The sequence below is a fragment of the Myxococcus sp. AM009 genome (genome assembly GCF_013372605.1).
Lineage (GTDB): Bacteria > Myxococcota > Myxococcia > Myxococcales > Myxococcaceae > Myxococcus > Myxococcus vastator.
This window is the reverse complement of the sequence record NZ_JABXEP010000161.1, coordinates 1-17,419: the sequence shown is the minus strand read 5'-3', so window position 1 is coordinate 17,419 and position 17,419 is coordinate 1. Positions and strand designations below refer to the sequence as shown.

The window sequence follows — 17,419 nt, the reverse complement described above, 5'->3', positions numbered from 1 at the left end:
GCTTGCGCCGGTCCTCGCCCGTCGTCTCGCCCTTCTGCGGCGTGAAGCCGGAGCCCTCCACGTCCAAGCCCACGCCGCAGAAGGGCGAGACGACGGGCGAGGACCGGCGCAAGCGGCTCTTCGGCGCCTTCGACAAGACGGCCAAGGCGGCCGAGCCCGAAGAGGCGGAGGGCGCCGAGGACGGCGACCCGGACGGCGACTCGGCCACCGCGGAAGGCGAGCGCTACTTCGGCCTGCTCCAGTCGCAGGTCCGCCGCCACTACAGCGTGGCGGACACCATCCCCGAATCCGAGCGGCTGCACCTCAAGGCCACGGTGGCGGTGCGCCTGGGCCGCACGGGTGAAGTGCTGGACGTGAATCTCACCAAGGCCAGTGGGAACGACCTCTTCGACTCGGCCGTCGTCACGGCCGTGCGCAAGGCCGCGCCCTTTTCTCCTCCGCCGGACCATCTCCGGGACGCCCTGCAGAAGAGCGGCGTCAACCTGGTGTTCAACGCCCTATGAAAGCCCTGCTCCTCTCCCTGCTGCTCCTCCCCGTCGTCGCGCTCGCGCAGGCGCCCACCATCGAAATCTCCGGCGCCAACTTCCGCCCGCTGCCGGTGGCGGTGCCCGCGCCGCTGACGCAGAACGACGGCGCGAAGGCGCTGGTGGCCCCCTTCGACGCGGCCTTCAGCTTCGACCTGGCCGCCTCCGGCATCCTCCAGGTGCTGGACCGCAAGGGCTTCACGGCGGACGCGAAGGAAGGCATGGCCGCGGCCAGCATCAACTTCAGCCGCTGGGCGGACGTGGGCGCGGAGGCGCTCGTGAAGGTGTCGTTGGCGCAGGATGGCGGCGTGCTGCGCGGGGAGCTGCGCCTGTTCAACGTGGGCACCGGCCGCGAGGACCTGAAGGTGTCCAAGGACGCGCCTGGCGACAACGCCTCGTTGCTGGCGCACCGGCTGGCGGACGCGCTGTACCGGCACTTCACCAAGGAGCCCAGTCCCTTCCTGTCCCGCATCACCTACGTGCGCAAGGCGGGCTCCAACCGCGACGTGTACGTGGCGGACTGGGACGGCGGCAATGCCCAGGCGCTCACCAAGGGCGGCATCAACATCCTGCCCGCGCTGAGCCAGGACGGCTCGCGGGTCGCCTTCACCACGTACCGCAAGAATCGCCCGGACATCTACGTGCAGTCCCCTGGCGGTGAGGCGAAGGCCGTCGTCTCCGGCGGGCAGATGGCCACCGGCGCGGCCTTCTCTCCGGACGGCAAGCGCATCGCGTACTCGCTGGCCGAAGGAGAGAGCGCCCAGGTGTACGTGGCCAACGCGGACGGCAGCGGCGCGCGCGCCATCACCGACACGCCCTATGGCCTCAACACCAGCCCCACCTGGTCGCCGGACGGCAAGCGCATCGCCTTCGTGTCCAACCGGGGCGGCAGCCCGCAGGTCTACATCATGAACGCGGACGGCACGGGCGTGCGCCGGCTCACCTTCCAGGGCAACTACAACCAGACCCCGGACTGGTCGCCGCGCGGGGACCTCATCGTCTTCACCGCTCGCGACGAGCGCAACGCCTTCGACCTCTTCACCGTCAGCGTCGAGACGGGCAAGGTGACGCGCCTCACGCAGGACCAGGGCAGCAACGAGGAGCCCGCCTTCTCTCCCAACGGGCGGCTCATCGTCTTCACGTCCACGCGCAACGGCGGCTCGCGGCTCTACGTCATGACGGCGGACGGCAACAACCAGCTGCCGCTGCGCGCCGAGAAGGGCGTCTACCAGACGCCGGACTGGTCGCCGCTGCCGCAGGCGCAGTAGCCGTCCCCTGGGCCCGTGGGACGCAAGCAGGCGCCCCACGCCCGGCACCAGGACGTCACGTTGACAGGCGGGGCGCGCTCGGGTCGAGTCCACCCGCATGAGCGCGCCCTTCCGCAGCCACTGGAGCCTGGACCCCGAGGTCGTCTTCCTGAACCACGGCTCGTTCGGCGCCTGCCCGACAGCCGTCCTCCAGCGACAGTCCGAGCTGCGCGCGCGCCTGGAGGCCGAGCCGGTGCGCTTCCTCCACCGCGAAATCGAGCCGCTGCTGGATGACGCCCGCGCCGCGCTCGCCACGTTCCTCGACGCGGACGCGGACGACCTGGGCTTCGTCCCCAACGCGACGGCGGGGGTGAACACGGTGCTGCGCTCGCTGCGCTTCGCCCCCGGCGACGAGCTGCTCACCACCGACCACGAGTACAACGCCAGCCGCAACGCGCTGGACTTCGTGGCCTCGCAGTGGGGCGCCAAGGTGGTGGTGGCGAAGCTGCCCTGGCCGGTGCCGTCCGCACAGTCGGTGGTGGACGCGGTGCTGCCCCACGTCACCCCACGCACGCGCCTGTTCCTGGTGGACCACGTCTCCAGCCAGACGGCCCTGGTGCTGCCGCTGGCACAGCTCGTCACCGTCCTGCGCGAGCGCGGCGTGGAGACGCTGGTGGATGGCGCGCACGGGCCGGGCATGCTGCCGCTGTCACTGCGCGCGCTGGGTGCCGGCTACTACACGGGCAACTGCCACAAGTGGCTGTGCGCCCCCAAGGGCGCCGCGTTCCTGCACGTCCGGCGTGACCTCCAGCCCGCCATCAAACCCCTGTCCGTGAGCCACGGGCACAACTCCCGGCGGACGGACCGTTCGCGCTTCCGGCTGGACTTCGACTGGACGGGGACACACGACCCGTCGCCCATGCTCTGCGTGCCCGACGCGATTCGCTTCGTGGGCGGGCTGCTCCCCGGCGGCTGGCCGGAGGTCATGGCGTCAAACCGGGCCAAGGTGCTGGCGGCGCGGCGCCTGCTGTGCTCGCGGCTGGGCACCCAGCCCACCTGCCCCGAGGACATGGTGGGTAGCATGGCCACGGTGACGCTGCCGGACGGCTTCCCTGAAGTCCCCCCGCCCCCGCTCTACGTGGACCCGCTCCACCTGCGCCTGTTCGACGAGTACCGCATCGAGGCGCAAATCACCCCCTGGCCCCGGCCGCCGCACCGGCATGTGCGCCTGTCCGCGCAGCTCTACAACACCCCCGCTGACTACCAGGCCCTGGGTGACGCTTTGGAAGCGCTGCTGCGTTGAGTAGGCTGCCGCGCATGTCGCGCTTCGCCACCATCGACGTTGGAAGCAACTCCGTCCTCCTGCTCGTCGCGGAGCGCACCCCGGAGGGCCGCTTCGAGGCCGTGCGGGAGCGCGCGGAGATCACGCGCCTGGGCCGGGGCGTGGACGCGACGCGCAAGCTCTCCGCCGAAGGCCTGGAGGCGACGCTCCAGGTGCTGGAGTCCTTCGCCCGCGAGGCGCGCGAGCTGGGCGCGGAGGGCATCGCCGTGTCCGCCACCAGCGCCGCGCGTGACGCGGAGAACGGCGCGGAGTTCCTCGCGGCGGCGAAGGCGCGGGCGGACGTGACGGTGGAAATCATCTCCGGCGCCATGGAGGCGGAGCTGTCCTTCGCCGCGGTGCACGCGGACTTCGCGGCGGACGCGGCGGGCCCCCTGCTGGTGCTCGATATTGGCGGCGGCTCCACGGAGTTCATCTACGGCAACCGCGGCGGCCACGTGGACTTCCGCCACAGCTTCGACGTGGGCGCGGTGCGCATGACGGAGCGCTTCGTCGGCTCGGACCCGATGACGTCGGAGGACCGCGCGCGCGTCGAAGCCCACTTGCGCGACACCTTCCGCGCCCTCCCCGCCCCGCCGTCCGGCGCGGCCCTGGTGGGCGTGGCGGGCACGGTGACGACGCTGTACGCCGTGCGGCACGCCATCCACCCCTACGTCGCGGAGCGGGTCCACGGCGGCACGCTGTCCGTGGGCGAGCTGTCCGCCCTGACGGACCGGCTGTGCGCCATGCCGCTGGAGGCGCGGCGCGCCCTGCCCGGCATGCAGCCCAAGCGCGCGGACGTCATCCCCGCGGGCGCCCTCATCCTGCTGGAGTCGGTGAAGGCGCTGGGACTGGAGGCCTGCCGCGTCAGTGACAAGGGCCTGCGCTGGGGCCTGCTCGCGCACCGCTTTGGAGCCGGAGCCACCACTTCATGAACGCCCAGCCCGTGGCCTCACCGGCCGCGTCCGCCGTGCCCGCCAGCAACGCGGGTTATGCGCTGCTCATCCTCACCCTCATCAACCTGGTCAACTACCTCGACCGCTACATCGTCGCGGTGGCGCTGCCGGGCATCCAGCAGGAATTCGGCATCAACGACACCCAGTCCGGACTGCTGGGCACCATGTTCATCGTGGTGTTCATGCTGGCGTCGCCGCTGGGCGGGTTCCTCGGGGACCGCTACCCGCGGCGGCTGCTGGTGGCGGGCGGAGTGATTCTCTGGAGCCTGGCCACCGGGGCCAGCGGGCTGGCCACCTCGTTCGGCGCGCTGCTCCTGGCCCGCGCGGTGATTGGCATCGGCGAGGCCGGCTACGGCGCGGTGGCGCCCAGCATCATCTCCGACTTGTACCCGCGCACGCAGCGCACGCGGATGCTGGCGTTCTTCTACATCGCCATCCCCGTGGGCGCCGCCGCGGGCTACGGCCTGGGCGGGTGGCTGACGCAGGCGTACTCGTGGCACGTCGCCTTCTTCGCGGGGGGCGTGCCCGGGCTGATTCTGGGCGCCATGGCCTTCTTCATGCCGGAGCCCCAGCGCGGCGCCATGGACGGGCCGGACGCGCAGACGAAGATGCCCTTCATGGTGGGCCTGAAGGGGCTGGCGCGGAACTCGGCCTTCTGGGCGGTGACGGCCGGCTACACGCTGATGACGTTCTCCATTGGTGGCCTGGGCTTCTGGATGCCCACGTACCTGGTGCGCGAGCGCGGCATGGCGCAGGACAGCTCGGGCTTCATCTTCGGCGCGATTACGGCGGTGGCCGGCCTGCTGGGGACGGTGGCCGGCGGCTGGCTCGGCGACAAGCTGGACCGCAAGCGCGAGGGCGGCGGGCTGTGGATGTCCGGCATTGGCCTGATGCTGGCGGCCCCGTGCATGTACCTGGCGGTGAACCTGGAGGCCATGGGCCCCACCTTCGCCGCGATTGCCCTGGCGCAGTTCCTCATCTTCCTCAACAGCGGCCCCATCAACGCGGCCATCGTCAACTGCGTGCCTCCCGCGTTCCGCGCCTTCGCCATGGGCCTGAATGTGCTGTGCATCCACCTTCTGGGTGACGCGATTTCGCCCGCGCTCATCGGCAACATCGCGGACGCGTCCAGCCTGCACACCGCCATCGCGGTGAACGCCCTGCCCGTGCTCCTCGGCGGCTTCGCGCTGCTGCTGGGCGCCCGGCTGTTCCGTGAAGCGGTGCCCCTCGCGCGTCAGGGCTGAGCGGCGGCGTCCAGCCTCGGCCGGTATTCGTCGGCCAGGCGCTCCAGCTCCAAGGCCAGCCGCTCGCCCTCCGCGAGCAGCAGTCCCTTGAGGCGCGCGCGGCTGCCCAGCGTGAAGAACACGCGGATGTCTCGCTGGAGCGACTCCCAGCGCTCGGCGAAGTAGAGGGTGAACAGCGCCAGCGGCGGCACGGCGAGGAAGACGGCCACGGCCAGCAGCGAGCTCCCCCACACCGCCGCCGCGGCCGTCAGCGCGCCCCACCACGCCAGCGCCACCACGAAGGCGGTGAGGAACTTCACCGTGGCCTGCACGTCCAGCTCGGCGTTGCGGCTGGCGAGCCGGGGCAGTTGGTAGGGCAGCCAGAACAGGCCCAGCCCCAGGGCGAACAGCGGCAGGCCCAGCACCAGCGCCAGCACGTTCTTCACCACGAAGGGCACCACGTTCCCCGGGCGGTACACCAGCGCCAGGTCCTCCGGCCCCGCCGCCTGCACCAGCGCCATGCGGTGCCGGAAGGCGGCGAGCTGCGCGCGCAGGGACTCGAAGCGCTCCGGCTCCTGGACGCGGAACATCTGGACGCCGCGCGCCCACAAGCGCAGGCGCTCCGCGTCGAGCGCCCCACCCTGCTTGAAGGCGAAGAGCTGCTCGGCCAGCTGCGCCAGCGGGAGGTCCGCCCACTGCTCCAGGTTGAGCGTCACCGCGCGCAGCCCGCTGGCGATGCGCTCGGTGAGGGCGCGGACGCTGTCGGGCTCCGCCGCGGCGTCCGCGGGCAGGAAGGCCTGCACGTCGATGGCGGGCCCCACGTCGATGAGCACCTCACTGCGGAACACGTGCTTCTCCGCGTAGGTGAGCCCCACGGGGACGATGCGCACCGGAGCCCCCGCCTTCGCCGCGCTCAGGGCGATGCGCGCCGCGCCCGTCTTCAGCTCGGCGAGCCCGGGCTCGGAGTGGCTCTTGCCCTCGGGGAAGATGGTGATGGCGCGCCCCTGCACCAGCGCGCCCTTCGCGGCGTCCAGCGTGCCCTCGTTGCCGCCCATCTTCGCCGGGTCATCCTGCTTCCGGTACACCGGCAGCGCGTCCAACCCCTTCAGCAGCCAGCCGATGACGGGCATCCGGAACAGCGGCGCCTTCGCCAGGAACGTCACCTTGCGCCGCGTGAGGATGAACACCAGCGCCGGGTCGATGAGCCCGTTGGGATGATTGCCCACGAAGAGCACCGGGCCGTCCGGCTCCACCGCCGGGGCATTCACCCTCACCCGGTAGAAGAGTCGGAGACCCAGCGCCACCACCGCACGCACGCACGCGTAGAACACGGCGGAGACTGTACTCCACGTCTCAGGGATACCGGTCCACCACCTGGATGACGCCGGTGTTGTCCTGCACCACGGAGAAGCCCTTCATCGGGCTCGGGTAGGCAATCAGGCCCTCGCCGTCCCTGTCCCAGCGCGAATCCAGGAGGATGCCGCAGAAGGGCACCGACATCGCCCCGGACTCCGGCAGGAAGATGCGGTCATACCGGCCGAAGACGCGGTGCTTCGTCACGTATAGACGGCCGCCGATGCGGGCGCCGGGGAGCTGCTGCTCTCCCTGCTCGCGCGGCAGCGCAATCACGAAGCTGTAGTTGTAGCGCGCCGGCCCCGGGTGGTCCTGGATGGCATCCACGATGACGGGGACCTTGTCCCCCGGCTTCAGGCCCAGGCGCTCCATCTGCAGCAAGGCGCCCCGGGGGCACGTCCCCTCCGGCGGCATCCACTTGGGCCGCGCCGGCCCCTGAGCGGACTCCGACGTGGTCCGGCAGCCCGCCAGGAGCAGGAGCCCCAGCCCCACCATCCACCGCGGCCAGCGCATGCGCACCCTCGCCTCCCTCAGAACGTCCCGATGCTGAAGTGGAACTGCGTGGTGGCCTCGTTCACCGACTCGTCGGGGTCCAGGTTGAAGCCCACGTCGAAGGCCAGCGGGCCCACGGGCGTCACGTAGCGCAGGCCCGCGCCCGCCGTGTAGCGCAGCCGGCCCGGGTCGAACTGCGTCCGGTCCAGCCACAGGTTGCCCGCCTCGAAGAAGAGCCCCAGGTCCACGGAGGACAGGGCCGGCAGGCGAAGCTCCGCCTTGCCCAGGGTGAAGAGCTCGCCGCCCTGGCTCGCGGGGACCTGTCCGGCGAGCACGGCCTTCAGCTCGGCGGAGCACCCCGACGGCGAAATCAGCGCGCGGCAGTCTCGCAGCCGCTGCTGCAACGCGCCGCGGACGTCCTCCGGCAGCACACCGTCCTCACGGAAGCCGCGCAGACTGGACGAGCCGCCCAGGTAGAACAGCTTCGAGCCAATGGCCTGTGCCTGCTCCTCCAGCGGGATGATGGTGCCCGCGCGCGCGGACAGCGCCACGCTCGCCCGGCGTCCCAGGGGGATGTAGCCACTGAGGCTGCCCGACAGCTTCACGCCGTCGATGGGGTACGCCTCCACGCGGTTGCCCGCCACGTCCGTGGGCCGCACGCTCAAGCCGCGGGTGAACTCCGCGCTGGAGACGAACACCACGCCCCGGCGCGGGTTGGCCGGGTCGTCCCGGAAGTCGAGCGTTGCGGAGGGCCGCAGCGAGTGCAGCGCGAAGTCGCCGAACGGGTAGCGCAGCCGCTCCCGGTCCGCGCGGTTGAGCAGCTCCAGCACGCCCGCGCGCGAACGCAGCCGGTTGTTCTCCACTTCGTAGGACAGCGACAGGTTGAGCCACGTCGCCGCGGCCCAGTCCATGGCGGCCGCCGCCGCGAACCGCGAGGACACGTAGGAAGGCCGGTGCACGCGCTCGCCAATGAGGTCCAGCCGGGCCCCCACCTGCAGCGGCAGCAGGAAGAACAGCCGGGGCTGCGCCAGCGCGAGGTTGCCCCGGCCCCCAAAGCCATTGAGCCCCTGGAGCTCCACGTCACAGCCCGGCGCGGGGCCGCCGCCGGTCACCGTCTGCTGACAGGCGATGCGCCTGTCGCGAGACAGCGCCTCCGCGCCCCAGCCCGCGTAGTTGATCTTCCCGCGCGCCAGCAGGCTGAGCCCCAGCCCGTCCAGGTTGCGGTAGGCCGTGTCCAGCGTGATGCGGGGACCATCCACCAGGAAGTAGCCGCCGGACACCTGGCCATCCAGCCGGGGCCGCTCCTGGACCGTCACCAGCACGTCCTTGGTGTCCTCGCGCCGGGTGGGGTCCGCCAGTGCGATGTCCACCTGCCGGAACACGCCCAGGCGCGCGAGCCGGCGCTGGCCCTCCGTCAGCTCATCCAGCGCGACGGGCTTGCCCTCCTCCACCGCGAGGTTGGCCAGCACCAGGTCCGGGTCCGTGCGCGTCAGGCCCTGCACCAGAATCTTCCCGACCTTCACCTGCGGACCCGCGTCCGCGCGGAAGATGACGGTCGCCCGCGTCCCGTCCTCGCCCACGCCCGTCTCCGTGGTGACGCGCGCGAAGAGGTAACCCTGCCGCCCCAGCTCCTGCTCCAGCGCCTGACGCGAGGACTCCACCGTGTCGAAGCTCAGCGGCGCGCCCTCGCGCATGCGCCGTCCCATGACCCAGGCCGTCAGGCCCGGCGGCACACCCTCGAAGTCCACCTTCACCAGGCGCGCCTGCGGCCCCTCCTCCACGTCGAAGTCCGCGACCGCCGTGCGTCCCACCACGTCCACCGTCAGGCCCCGGAACGTCACCACCGCGGAGAGGAAGCCCTGCTCGCGGTACGCCTCGTTCATGGCCTCCACGGCCTCCAGCCACGCGTCCTCCACGTAAACGGTGGACGCAGGCGGCGGCGGCGCGACGCCCGGGAGCTCCGGGCCGTGGCGTCCCTCGGTGTTCAGCGGGTCGTCGAGCAACCGCAGGTCCAGCTCCGGCCGCGTCATGCCCGCCTGCACCCGCTCCGCGAGCAGCGCGCGCAGCGTCTCCACCGGCAGCCCGTGGTTGCCATGGAAGCGCACGTCGGCCACGTGCAGCGGGTGCCCCTCCTCCACATCGAACACCAGCGCCGCCACCTCCGCATCCGGGCGCAGCACCTCGCGGGGACGCACGCGCACGTCGTGGAAGCCGCGGTAGCGGTAGAAGACCTCCATGCGCCGCGCGAGCCGGCCGGCGACGACCTCGTCCATGGGCTCCGAGACATCGTGCGCCAGCACGCGCTCCAGCACGCCCGGCGGGAAGTGGCGGTTGCCGTGGAAGCGCACCACGTAGCGAGGCCCCGCCATCAGGGGCACCGCCACCGACGCGAAGCTGCCCTCCACCAGCACCGCGGGCGCTCCTACCTGCGCGCGCCAGTAGCCCTCGCCGCGCAGCAGCGCGCGCAGCTCCTCCAGCGAGCTGGACAGGCGCGCCCGGTCGAACACCTGCCCCGGCCGCAGCGCCAGCACCTCCAGCAGCCGGGACAGCGGGAGGCCGGGGCTGCCGGAGAAGGTCACCTGCCGCACCCGCGTGGGCAGCCCTTCGTCCACGGCGAGCACCACCGCGATGCCCTCCGTCACCGGCTCCTGCGTCACGGAGACTCTCGTCGAGTCGTACCCCTTGCGCTGATACGCCTGGAGCACGGACGACACCGCGCCCTGCAGCTCCTCCGCGTCCAGCGGCCCGCCCTCCAGCAAGCTGCTGGCCTCCAGCAGCTCCCCGTCCGACAGCACGGCGTTGCCTTCGAAGCGCAGCCGCGCCAGCCGCGCCACGGGCGTGAGCTGGAACATCAGCCGCACCCCGCCACGCACCGGCTCCGTGCGCGCCACCACGTCCGTGAAGCGGCCCGTGGCCCACAGCCGCTCCACCGAGCGCCGCACCGCGCCCGGCGTCAGCGTCTGCCCCTTGCGCACCGCCACCAGGTCGCTCAGGCCCTGCGCGTCGGCGCCTCCGGGCAGGTGCAGCTCCACGGCGATGACTTCGGCGCCGAAGCCAGTGCCGGCGTCCGCCTGCGCGCGCGCCGCGCCCGGCATGAGGACGCAGAGCACCAGCGCCAGCACCGCGAGGGCCCGGACTACTCGACCTCCCAGCTCAGCTTCAGCTCGAGCCCGAGGTTTCCAAACGAGGCTTCGTTGTTCTCGTTGTCCCACTGGGCCTGCGCGGAGAGTCGGTCATCGAAACGGTACTCGGCCCGCGCCCGCGTGCCGCGCCCGCTCACGGGTTGCGTCATACCGATTTTAAGCTGCTCGCTCAGGAACTTCGACTCCAGTTGCGCGGTGGGCTCCGCTTGCCGGGTGGCGTCGTTGTAGGTGGTCGAAATCTGCAGGGTCAAATCCCTCAACACCGGATTGCTGGGAAGGAAGCGCTGGAGCTGCCGGTCCAGGCCCGACACGTTGAAGAGGGCCTCGGCCGCCAGGCCGGCGCTCGCCGAGGCCGCGGTATCCTGGTCTGACGAGGTAAACCCCAGGGTGAGCAGCGAGACGATGTCGCCCTCCACCAGCGCGGGCTCCGAGGAGAGCAGAATCTGGGGGTCCGCCGGCTTGCCGAAGGCGTGCAGCTTCACCACGAACTCACGCACCTGCGTCTGCGCCTGGACCTCGAAGACAGGGTCGATTTGCGTGGCGTCCTGGAACTCGAGCTGCCCCTGACTGATGGTGAAGGGGTTGTTGCGGAAGAAGGCCTGGCTGCCCTCGGCCAGCTCCACCCGGCCCAGCAGCCCCGGCCGCAAATCGGTCCCCGTCAGCCGCACGTCCCCCAGCAGGCGGGCCTTCGCCAGGTTGTTGTCCACGCGGACGTCGCCGAAGTGGACATTCACGTCCCAGATGACCCAGGGCTTCGGAGGCTCACCGGACGAGGAGGAGGACGTGCCCGCCGCCAGGTGGGTGGTGCGCTTCTGCATCGTCTTCAGCAGCGCATCCACGTCCAGCGCCTTCTGGTAACGCAACTTCACGATGTCCATGCCACCGGTGACGGTGAAGCCCTTGGGCGGACCAATCACCTGGAGCAGGCCGGAGAAGGTCGCGGGCAGGTCCTCCGTGAGCCGGTAGGGCACCTCGTCCAACTGGATGGTGAGCCCCAGCCGCTGCGGCAGGAAGCGCTCCAGCCGCACGTCGCCGCGCGCGGACACGCGGCCCTCATTGAGCTGGCCCTGCAGGTGCTCCACCAGCACGCGCTGGCCCGTCAGCTCCACGCGTCCGGCCATGTTGCGCACCTGGACGGGCCAGTCCCGCAGCGCCAGCCGCATGTCGAACAGCTCGGCGGAGCCCACCACGGAGGGCTTCTCCAGCGTCCCGGAGGCCTCGGCGTCCACGGTGACGCGCCCGGAGGCGCGCTCCACCATGGCGGGCATCAACGACTCCAGCAGGCGCAAATCCAACCCGCCCCGCAGCGTCACGTTCAGTCCGCGCGGGCTCATCCATCCCCCCAGCGACAGGTCCACGTGCTGCCCCGTGAAGCGGAAGGGCTGCACGTCCGTCCGCCCGGCCGCGTACGCCAGCACGATGGGGCCCGCGTTCTCCCCGCGCAGGTCGTCGCGGGAGAGGACCAGCCGCTCCACGGTGGCGTTCACCTGCGAGCCCGCGGGCTCCAGGAGCTGGCCCTTGGCGCTCATCGTGCCCGACAGGGCCCCGCTGACGCCCGCCCACAGCGGCGCGTCCGGCAGCAGCGGGCGAATCTCCGGCAGCGAGAACGAGCCCTGGGCTTCATAGGGCCAGTTCTCCTGCACCTTCATGCGGATGCGGCCGGTGGCGTCCCGGAAGGGGTGGCCCCACACCTCGAAGTTCTTCCCCACCATGCGCCCGGTGAGGTCCATGGCGCCCAGGTCCCGCTCGGCGAAGGTGACGCGCGGCGCGCGCAGCGTGACGTCCACCACCGGCACGTCGGCGGTGCCCGACACGACGCCGTCCATCACCATGGTGCCCTGCATGCCCATGCGCTCGGCGAGCTCCGGGTCCACCGCCTCGGCCAGCGACAGGCCGTCTCCGCCGAAGCGGTAGTCCAGCCCCCCCTCGAACGTGAAGGTGCCCTCCGCCCAGGTGCGGCCCAGCGGCCCCATGAGGGTGGTGCGCTCCAGCACCATCGCCTTGCCATCCACGAAGCGCAGCCGCGCCGCGCCGTCGCCCATGCGCCGCCCCAGGTAGGTGGTGTCCTTGACGTCGAACGCCACCAGCCCCTCCAGCTTCTCCACGGGGCTGTCCACCTCCACGCGGCCGGTGGCCGTTCCACCCAGCGTGCCCTGCATCACCGCGAGCGACGGACTCAGGCCCGCCACCACGTCCACCAGGTCCTCGTTGCGGCCCTGCGGGACGTTCACCTCCAGGCGCAGGTTGAGCAGCCGCCCGAAGGACACGCCCGCCTTGCCGTAGTACTGCGTGCGCCCCTTCTGGCCGGAGAAGGCGGGGAACGTGAGCACCTGGTCCTTGTAGGCCAGCTTCCCCTGCATCACCCCCAGCGACAGGTTCCAGAACTCGAAGTCGCGGAAGGACAGGCCGGCCTCCACCTTCACGTCCGCCGCGGGGCCCGTCACCGCGTACGTGGCGTGGCCCCGCCCGGCCCAGGGCAGGCCCGCGATGTGGCCGAAGTCCGCCAGGTCCACGTCGCCCTGCCCGTGGATGTCCAGGCCCAGGCCGCCCGCCAGCAGCAGCACGACGTCCCCCGTCACGCGCGAGTGGCCCACCTCCGCGTTGACGTGGCTGAAGGCCACGCGGTCCGACTGGAGCTTCACCTGCGCCTGCGCGCGGGCCTTGTCGAACTCCAGAATCGTGAGCCCGTCCTTCGGCTGCGTGTCGAACGCATGCGTGGCCAGCACGAACTTCCCGGTCCGCAGGTCCAACGGGCCCGACAGGGAGAAGCGCGGCAACAGGTTACCGGACAGCCGGGCGTCCAGCGTGGCCGGGAAGTCCACCCAGGAGCCCTTCACGCCCGCCCGGTCCAGGATGTGGCCCAACGACGCGTCCTCCGTCGTCAGCGACACCTCCAGCGGGAGGTTCGGCGTGAGGCCCAGCCGCCCCGTCGCGCGCACCCTGCCCACGCCCACCGGCAGCGTGAGCTCTTCCAGCCGGACGTCGTCACCCGAGTACGACAAGCGCGCGTGGAGGTTCGTCGGGCCGAAGTTCCCGTACCCCAGGCTGTTGCCCGACAGCTCCAGCGACACCGCGGGGGACGCCACCTTCCCAGCGATAGACACACGCGACCAGAGGTGCCCCGTCGCCGGGCTGGGAATCAGCCGCGCCTGGTACAGCGCGCGCAGCGGGAGGAACACCTGTGCGTCCAGGGCCAGCCGCGGCGCGCACAGCGAATCCACGCGGCCGGACACCGTGGTGGTGATGTCGTCCAGCGACACCTCGGCGCGCTCCAGCTCCAGCAGGGCTTCGTCCGGGTCCAACGCGCCCGCGACCACGAGCTGCCCCAGCGCCAGCTCGCGTCCGTCCGGGCCCAGGCGCACCCGGCCACGCCGGGCCTCCACGTCCAGCTCGATGACGCCCCACTGCTCGTCCCAGCGGACGTCCAGCTCGTCCACCTCCACGCGGCGGCCCTCGGGCAGCGCCAGGCGCAGCTCCGCGCCGGAGATGTCGAGCTTCGCCACGCGCAGGTGCTCGAGCGGCTCCAGGAAGCAGAAGTCGGACTTGGGCTCGGATGGTGCGGAGGGCTGCGACAAATCCAGCGCCACGCGGGGCCGTGTCGCCTTCACCTGGGCCAGCGTCAGCCGTCCCTGAAAAGGCTGGAAGAAGCCGAGCTGCACCTCCGCCCTGTCCACGGCCACCAGCGGAGAGTCCGTGCCGGGAAGGAACAGCGAGAAGCCGTGCACCACCACGCGCGAGCCCAGCGGATCCAACTCGCAACGGCCGAGCCCCACATCCAGGCCCAGCACATCCGGCAGGTGTCGGCGTCCCAGCGTACACGCCACCTCCCAGGACTCCGGCATGCGCAACAGGAGCACGCTCCCCGACAAGACGAGGAGCACCAACAGCAGCGCCCTGCGCGCACCGTGGCGGCTCTGAGAAGACAAAGCCGCTACAGCTTACCCAGCCCTTCGAGGTAGCGGTCGATCTCCGCGAGGTCCACCTTGCTGCTCGCCGTCCTGGGGAGCGCCGACGCCGGAGCGCTCGGCCGCTCGGCTGCTTGCCCGGCGGGCGTGTTCACCCCGAGCAGGCCCAGGTTCTTCCCGATGCGATGCACCAGCTCCGCGGACACCGTCTGCTCGCGCGCGAGGAAGGCCTCGAAGAGCGCGTTGTCGCACAGGGTGTTGATGACGCGGGGCGAGCCAGACGAGTGCTCGTGCACGGCCAGCAGCGCCTCCGGGCTGAAGGGCATGCGCGGGCAGCCCGCGAGCCGGAGGCGGTGCTTGACGTAGGCCTCGGTCGACTCGGCGGTGAAGGGCTCCAGCCGGTAGCGCATGGCCACGCGCTGCGCGAGCGGCGCGTCCAGCTTCAGGTTCTTTTCGATCTCCGGCAGGCCGAAGAAGACGAAGGAGATGAGCTTGCGCTCCGGCACCTCCAGGTTGAGCAGCCCCCGGAACTCCTCCATCAGCTCGCGCGTCTCCAGCATCTGCGCCTCGTCGATGAGGACGACGGCCTTCTTGCCGGACTCGTAGATTTGGAGCAGCCGCTGGTAGAGCTGCGACAGCAGCGCCAGCTTCTCCTGCGCCGGATTCTCCACGCCCAGCTGCAGGGCGATTCGGCGCAGCAGCCAGTTGGCGGTGATGCCGGAGTGGATGATGACGAGCAGCGCGGCCTCGTACTCGGACTCCGGAAGCGAGTCGAGCATGCGTCGGGCCAGCGTCGTCTTTCCCGCGCCAATGTCACCGACGAGGATGGACAGGCCCTTCATGTAGCTCACCGCGTGCATCAGCCGGGTGAGCGCCTGCGAGTGCTGCGCCGAGTTGTAATAGAAGCGGCTGACGGGAGCGTTGGAGAAGGGCTCCTGGGTCAGCTCGAAGAAGTCCAGGTACGTAGTCATGGGCTCGCCGGACCTCGCGGGGTGCAACTACAGGTAGCCGACCTTGCGCGCCTTGGACGCGCCAGCCGCTGGTATCGGAGTGGTGGGCGCCGCGGCTCCCGCGGGTGCGGGCGGGCTGCTGGTGGCCTTGGCCCCATTGCCAGAAGGCGTCGGGAGCGGATCCTCCACCGGCTCCACGGAAGCCGCAAGCCGGGACACATGCCCGGCGACCTCCCGGTACTTCCCGTCCATCGCGGCCACGCGCTGGTAGTGGAAGAGCGCCTTGCCCGCGTCACCCTGGGCCTCGTAGGCCGTCGCCAGCTCGAAGCCGAGCGCCTTGGCCGCCTCGCCGGTGGCGTGGGGATTGGCCAGGCCCTCGCGGAAGACCTCCACGGCCGCCGCCGCGTCGCCGCGCAGCAGTTGGAGCATGCCCATCATGGTGATGCAGTCCAGCTCGCGCTTGCCGCCCGCGCTGCCCTGGCGGGCCACGTCGAACTCGTGGAGCGCGTCGTCGAGCAGGCCCATTTCCTTGTACGCGATGCCCAGGTCGTAGTGCGTGTCCACGTCCTCGGGCTTCACCACCTTGGCCAGGCTCTTCTTGAACTCGGAGAAGACCTCCTCCACCGAGTACTGGAAGTCCTCTTCCGCCGGCAGCGAGGTGGCCCCGGCGTCGTCGCCGAGGTTGTCGATTTCCCCGGCCAGCTCCGCCGCGAGGTCGAACGCGTCGCGCTCGCCCGTGGTCGCCTCGGCTTCCTCGTAGCCGTCCGTGACAGGCTGCACGCTCGGGATGTGCGCCGGCTCCGCGGACGCTTCCTCATGCTCCGCGCCGCCTCCCGCCTCCGCCGCTTCCAGCCGCTCCATCAGCTCGGCTGCGCGCGCGTGGCCCGGGAAGGCAATCATCACCGTCTCGAGAATCTCGCGCGCCTCTTCCAGCAGGCCCTGGTCGAGGAAGAACGACGCCTCGTCGCACTCCTCCGCCGCGGGCTCTTCTTCATCGGCGGCGGCCTCGACTTCGGGCTCGGGCTCTTCGTAGGTGACCGGCTCGGACAGCGCGTCCGCGGGCTCCTCGTAGGCGACCGGCTCGGCCAGCTCGTCCGCGGCCAGGTCCGGCACGTCCTCCACGAAGGGCTCGTCGTCCACGGCCACGACGGCGTGCGAGGCCGTGGGCTCCTCGAACTCCATCGGGTCGCCCAGCGCCGGGGCCCCGAACGAGTCGTCGTCCAGGTCGGCGGCCGTCAACGGCGCGGCCCCCACGCGCGTGGGCACGTCCTCCACGTCCAGTGGCGCAGGCGCCTCGTCGTCCAGCGAGGGCACGTCCAGAGAGTCGAGCGTGGGAACCTGGAGCGTGTCCGGCGAGGCCTCGTCGAGCAGCGCCTGCGTGGGCGCGTGCATCTGCGTGGGCGACGGCTCGTCGTCGTCCCCAAGCGACAGCGCCTCCATGGACGTGGCTTCGCCGTCGTCCACCAGCGACTCGTCGTCGAGCGAGTACGCCGCCGCTGCCGCCAGGTCATCCTCGCTGGAGGCGACGAGCGGCTCGTCGTCGGTGACGCTGAGGCCCGGCTCGTCGGTCAGCGCGAACCGGTCGTCATCCGTCACCAGCGTCTCGTCCACGGACGCCGCCGCGAGGTCCTCTGGGTCTGGCGCGCCGTACACCTCGAACTCGCCCGAGGTGATGGCCTCGCCCACCAGCGCTTCCTCGCTGATGACGGTGGAGTCGCTGTCCTCCTCGATGACCTCGTCGGAGTCGCTCGCGGGCAGCGTGGTCAGCGCCAGCTCGTCACCCGGCGGGTGCAGGAGCGCGTCTTCCGGCGGCGGCGCGACGAGAATCTCGTCATCGCTGGAGTCCACCAGGATGGCGTCCTCGCCCACCGACTCCACCACGGACACCGGCGGCGCGGCGACCACAGGCCCCGTCGTGCGCAGCACGGACAGGAACGCGGGCACCTCGGGATGGGCGGGGTTCTCCTGGAGGATGGTGGCCAAGTACGGCTGCGCGCGCTGCACGTCCGCCGTGCGCGTGCACAGGCGGAGCACGTTCAGCAGCTGCTCCGACGCCTGGGCCATGTTCCCGGACGCGACGTAGATTTGATACGCCTTCTCGTGGGCGTCGAGGTTCTCCGGCTCGACGGAGAAGACCTTGCGCAGGTGCTCCAGCGCTTTGTCGTGGAGCCCGTACTTGACGTAGACGTCCGTCTCGGTGAGCAGCTTGGCGAGCTGCTCGCGCCCCATCCCCGCCGGAGCGGGAGGTGCCACGGGCGCCGGCGCGGGCGCTGCCGACGCGGGCTGGGGCGCGGGGCCGCCGCCGGTC

Annotated in this window: 11 protein-coding genes; 5 read left to right on the top strand and 6 right to left on the bottom strand. The window is 71.3% G+C overall.

All coding sequences use genetic code 11. The annotated features are described in order from the left end of the window. The 5 genes from HV824_RS29495 to HV824_RS29475 all read left to right on the top strand — a co-directional run. The coding region (locus HV824_RS29495; RefSeq protein WP_176424771.1) for an energy transducer TonB at positions 1-503 on the top strand (503 nt) is incomplete at its 5' end. Continuing rightward, entirely contained in the window at positions 500-1,792 is a 1,293-nt protein-coding gene (tolB, locus tag HV824_RS29490; protein WP_176419902.1) for a Tol-Pal system beta propeller repeat protein TolB, read from the top strand. The genes HV824_RS29495 and tolB, both read left to right, overlap by 4 nt. Before the next feature lie 97 nt (positions 1,793-1,889). After that, positions 1,890-3,074 carry an aminotransferase class V-fold PLP-dependent enzyme gene (locus tag HV824_RS29485; protein WP_176424770.1) on the top strand — a complete coding sequence of 395 codons (1,185 nt, stop codon included), beginning with the start codon at positions 1,890-1,892 and terminating at the stop codon, positions 3,072-3,074. A gap of 14 nt (positions 3,075-3,088) precedes the next feature. Continuing rightward, entirely contained in the window at positions 3,089-4,024 is a 936-nt protein-coding gene (locus tag HV824_RS29480) for a Ppx/GppA phosphatase family protein (protein ID WP_176424769.1), read from the top strand. Beyond that, the gene (locus tag HV824_RS29475) at positions 4,021-5,289 is read left to right on the top strand and encodes an MFS transporter (protein ID WP_176424768.1); all 1,269 of its coding nucleotides are present in this window, start codon (positions 4,021-4,023) and stop codon (positions 5,287-5,289) included. The genes HV824_RS29480 and HV824_RS29475 overlap by 4 nt, the downstream gene beginning before the upstream one ends. Here HV824_RS29475 and HV824_RS29470 read toward each other — a convergent pair. The 6 genes from HV824_RS29470 to HV824_RS29445 all read right to left on the bottom strand — a co-directional run. Further along, positions 5,280-6,599: a lysophospholipid acyltransferase family protein gene (locus HV824_RS29470; protein ID WP_176424767.1), complete on the bottom strand. Its 1,320-nt coding sequence runs from the start codon at positions 6,597-6,599 to the stop codon at positions 5,280-5,282. The two genes, HV824_RS29475 and HV824_RS29470, sit on opposite strands and share 10 nt — an antisense overlap. 22 nt (positions 6,600-6,621) lie before the next feature. Further along, a complete protein-coding gene (locus tag HV824_RS29465) occupies positions 6,622-7,134 on the bottom strand; it encodes a hypothetical protein (protein WP_176424766.1) in 513 nt (170 codons plus the stop codon). A 17-nt stretch (positions 7,135-7,151) separates the two neighbouring features. Further along, positions 7,152-10,208, bottom strand: coding sequence for a POTRA domain-containing protein (locus HV824_RS29460; RefSeq protein WP_217917844.1), 3,057 nt, complete (start codon positions 10,206-10,208; stop codon positions 7,152-7,154). A gap of 41 nt (positions 10,209-10,249) precedes the next feature. Further along, positions 10,250-14,182, bottom strand: a complete 3,933-nt coding sequence (locus tag HV824_RS29455) for a translocation/assembly module TamB domain-containing protein (protein ID WP_176424764.1) — start codon at positions 14,180-14,182, stop codon at positions 10,250-10,252. 5 nt (positions 14,183-14,187) lie between these two features. Further along, the gene (locus HV824_RS29450; RefSeq protein WP_163783643.1) at positions 14,188-15,132 is read right to left on the bottom strand and encodes an ExeA family protein; all 945 of its coding nucleotides are present in this window, start codon (positions 15,130-15,132) and stop codon (positions 14,188-14,190) included. Positions 15,133-15,159: 27 nt separating this feature from the next. Next, positions 15,160-17,419: tetratricopeptide repeat protein (locus HV824_RS29445; RefSeq protein WP_176424763.1), on the bottom strand; the 2,260-nt coding region annotated here is incomplete at its 5' end.